This window comes from Candidatus Hakubella thermalkaliphila (genome assembly GCF_013281975.1).
GTDB lineage: Bacteria > Actinomycetota > Humimicrobiia > Hakubellales > Hakubellaceae > Hakubella > Hakubella thermalkaliphila.
Window position 1 is genome coordinate 1 of record NZ_BLRZ01000151.1, and the last position, 3,252, is coordinate 3,252.

Below are 3,252 nucleotides of genomic sequence, written 5' to 3' on the forward strand. Positions count from 1 at the left end.
TCATCCCCACTCTGGCAGGTTTGAAGACAATGACTTAATTTATTTTTCCATTTTGCGCAAGACTTCAGATTTTAGGGACTATAATATTAAAGAAGAATATGAAAATTGCCACAATAATGGCCTTGGTAACATAACAATGCCGTCAGGATCTAAGCATAAAAACACAGGAGGAGATCCTGCGTTTCAGCAGCGCAGAAACTCGGTGCTTCAAAAGATTGAAATATGGAAGAAGCATCTTCTTGACTTAACCCGCCGAAATCGTTTGCTATTCTTTACAGCCGCTAGAACCTCTACAATTCAAATTATCTTGCCCTCACTAGAGGAAGTATTTCAACACCTTGTTAACCATGGACGTACATTGACTTTCCCTTTACCCAAAAAGGAACGCCAACTTGTTTTAGAAGGAATAGCCCTAACAAGCACAAAAGACACATATAAAGAAGATTTCAAACCGGGTGATTTGGAAACTTCCTCGTCAGTACGAGAGCTTCAGAGTAAGCTCTACCGATTGAGACGGGAATGGAAAACCTGGCAGGAAGAGCAGGGGGTACATACACTCTTCCTAGCCTTAGGTATGCTACACTGGCAGGAATCTGATCAAGAGGAAAGTTTGGCTCCACTTATTCTAATCCCTGTAGGACTTGAAAAGGAGGGATGGGAGAAGCCATATACAATCCATTTTGTTGATGAAGACATCGTTATCAATCCAGCTCTGGCCCATAAGCTAGAAATAGACTATGGCATCCACATCCCGGAGCTTCCAGAAGAACCTGAATGGGCACAAATAGATCAAATACTCGATAAAATAGCCAAGCGAATCCCTGATGATTGGGATGTTACTAATGAATTGTGGTTAGGAAGGTTCTCTTTCGAAAAATTTGTAATGTATCGGGATCTGGAAGAGCATAAAGAGGAGGCTGTATCACACCCAACCATTGCAGCATTGGCCCATGCAACAACAATACCCCCACCAACAGAAATTCTAGGAATTGAAGATATGGATAAATCTGTCGACCCTAAGGCGGTATTTCCTATTCTCGATGCTGACTCCAGTCAACTTGAGGTACTGCTACGTGCTCGAATGGGTCAGAATATAGTGGTCCAAGGACCACCTGGCACTGGAAAGAGTCAAACCATTGTGAATCTGATTGCCCAGGCATTAAGAGATCGCAAGAAGGTTCTATTTGTAAGCGAAAAGATGGCTGCCTTGGAAGTTGTTTTCCGACGACTAAAGGAAATAGGCCTATCTTTTGCCTGTCTGGAAATCCACAGCCATCGTAGTAACAAAGCAAAGGTTATCGAAGAACTTGGAAAGACTCTACAACAGCACCTGGCAACCAGCGAACCACCAGATGCCATGGATAGATTCAACCGCCTTATAAAGCGAAGAGAGCTGCTGAACCAATATGTTAGGGAACTTCACAAGCTAAGAGGTGCTCTTTCGTTTTCTGCATATAAAGCACATGGCCACCTTGCCAAATACTGGGATGCACCGACAATCAATTTTAAACTGCCATTGGAGCGGGCACAGGATGCAACTTCTGACAGCCTCGACGAATGGCTCACTGCGATTCGCAGACTATCTGAAATCCAAGAGGTATGGGATAACTATGAAGGACATCCATGGGCTGGAGCTAATATAGACCCAGATTCCTATACCATAGAGCAAAGAGATCAAATTCTTGAATATGTTTCCAAGCTTTATTCAGCCATTCAAAAAATTGAGGAAGTTACCAAATCAGTTGCTCATAAACTTGGTCTATATAAGCCGAATTGTTTGGAAGACTGTGAAAAATTTCTGGAGATTTTGAAAGTCCTAAGTGATTGTGTTCCAGTTTTCGACATATGGCTAAATAAGGATACTGGAACATTGAAAAAGTATATGGATCAAGCCGACGAGGCGGCAGAGCGTGTTACTCGTCTGAAAAAAAGTGTTGAGACACTGGCCACTCGGTTCAGAGAAAGCCTGATTAATTTACCTATCGATCAAATCCTACCTCGCTTCCACAAGCAATACCGAAGCATCTTCAGATGGACAAATAAGGAATATTGGAAGGACATAAAAAACCTAAAAGCTTATTGGATCTCTAACCGCAGAATGAGTTATCGTACTTCATTGGAAGGACTCGAGGCAGCATCCCTAATTATCTCGGACCAAAATTGGTTCAGAGAAAACGAACCGAGAATGGCAGAGACATTTGGGGACTTCTACAAGGGGTTTGGAGGGTGTCCAAAAACTAAGGGCATTTTGCCCAAGGTGGGGAATTACTCCTACATGAGATCTGATTTTGAGGTCAATGTGGGAAGTTTTATGCGAAATTAGCTCCTTTTTGGGGGCGAAGTGGGAGATGAGTTTTTGAAATTGGAGTTTTTAGACAGCCTCTTTGAATCGGATTGGGATGCCATTAAATTAGGTATAAAATGGGCAGGACGCCTAATAGCAATCCTCCCTGAAGAATGCGTTCCAAGAGAACTATTACAACTTGCACTCAATCCATCGAACCTACGAGCTACAATTGAGCAACCATTGGTAGATTTTGCTTAACAGCCGGAGGTATCTACGCTAGGAGTTTTTACAGGAGAATAAGGACATAACCTAAAAACGGGAATAATAATTGTCGTTGGGTAGGAAAGATAATTGACGCCAATCTGAAGCTATAATAAGAAACATTTTTGAGCAGACAAGAAGTTATCCTGCATAGATAGCTGTAATAAAAAAATGGTATTTAAATGAGAAACAGAATTATTTTATAGTAAATTGCCCTGAATAAAATTAATGAGACCGTTCCGATTTAGTGTGGGTAAAACGGCCTAAAAATGTACTTTGACAAGGGAATATAGCTAAATTATCTTTTTGTACAAAAAGATAAGGGGTTTCCATGGCTAAAAACTGTCAAGTGTCCTCATAAGTTAAGAGATCGGAATAGGAGTTTATGAGCTTTTCAAGGTGCGGAACGGGCAAAAATACCCACACTAAATCGGAACGGTACCAAATTAATTAATGGATAGATAATATTGGAAAAGTCTTTTTTTAGAAAATTTCTTATTGTTATTAAAACCTAAAATCCGCATATTTTAATAACTAGGGTGCTACTGGAATCGGCACACCAAACTTTTCGAATAACATTCTCTGTTTCTTGGATATCTCAGTCAAATAAGATTTTCCGCTATTTAGCGTGACAACTCTCAACTTCTTCAACTCATAAATTACTTCCGATAAAGTGTAACTCTTATAGAGGTCTTGCTCCTTCA

Annotated in this window: 2 protein-coding genes and 1 pseudogene; 2 read left to right on the forward strand and 1 reads right to left on the reverse strand. The window is 40.7% G+C overall.

Annotated features, from left to right (window positions below; translation table 11 throughout):
- Both HW443_RS10120 and HW443_RS10125 read left to right on the forward strand, forming a co-directional pair.
- On the forward strand, positions 1–2,323 hold a 2,323-nt coding region (locus tag HW443_RS10120; RefSeq protein WP_176238144.1), incomplete at its 5' end, for a DUF4011 domain-containing protein.
- Positions 2,324–2,356: 33 nt separating this feature from the next.
- Positions 2,357–2,545, forward strand: a complete 189-nt coding sequence (locus tag HW443_RS10125; RefSeq protein WP_176238145.1) for a hypothetical protein — start codon at positions 2,357–2,359, stop codon at positions 2,543–2,545.
- A 537-nt stretch (positions 2,546–3,082) separates the two neighbouring features.
- Here HW443_RS10125 and HW443_RS14300 read toward each other — a convergent pair.
- Positions 3,083–3,252: pseudogene (locus HW443_RS14300) on the reverse strand (IS1634 family transposase); the annotation flags it as partial.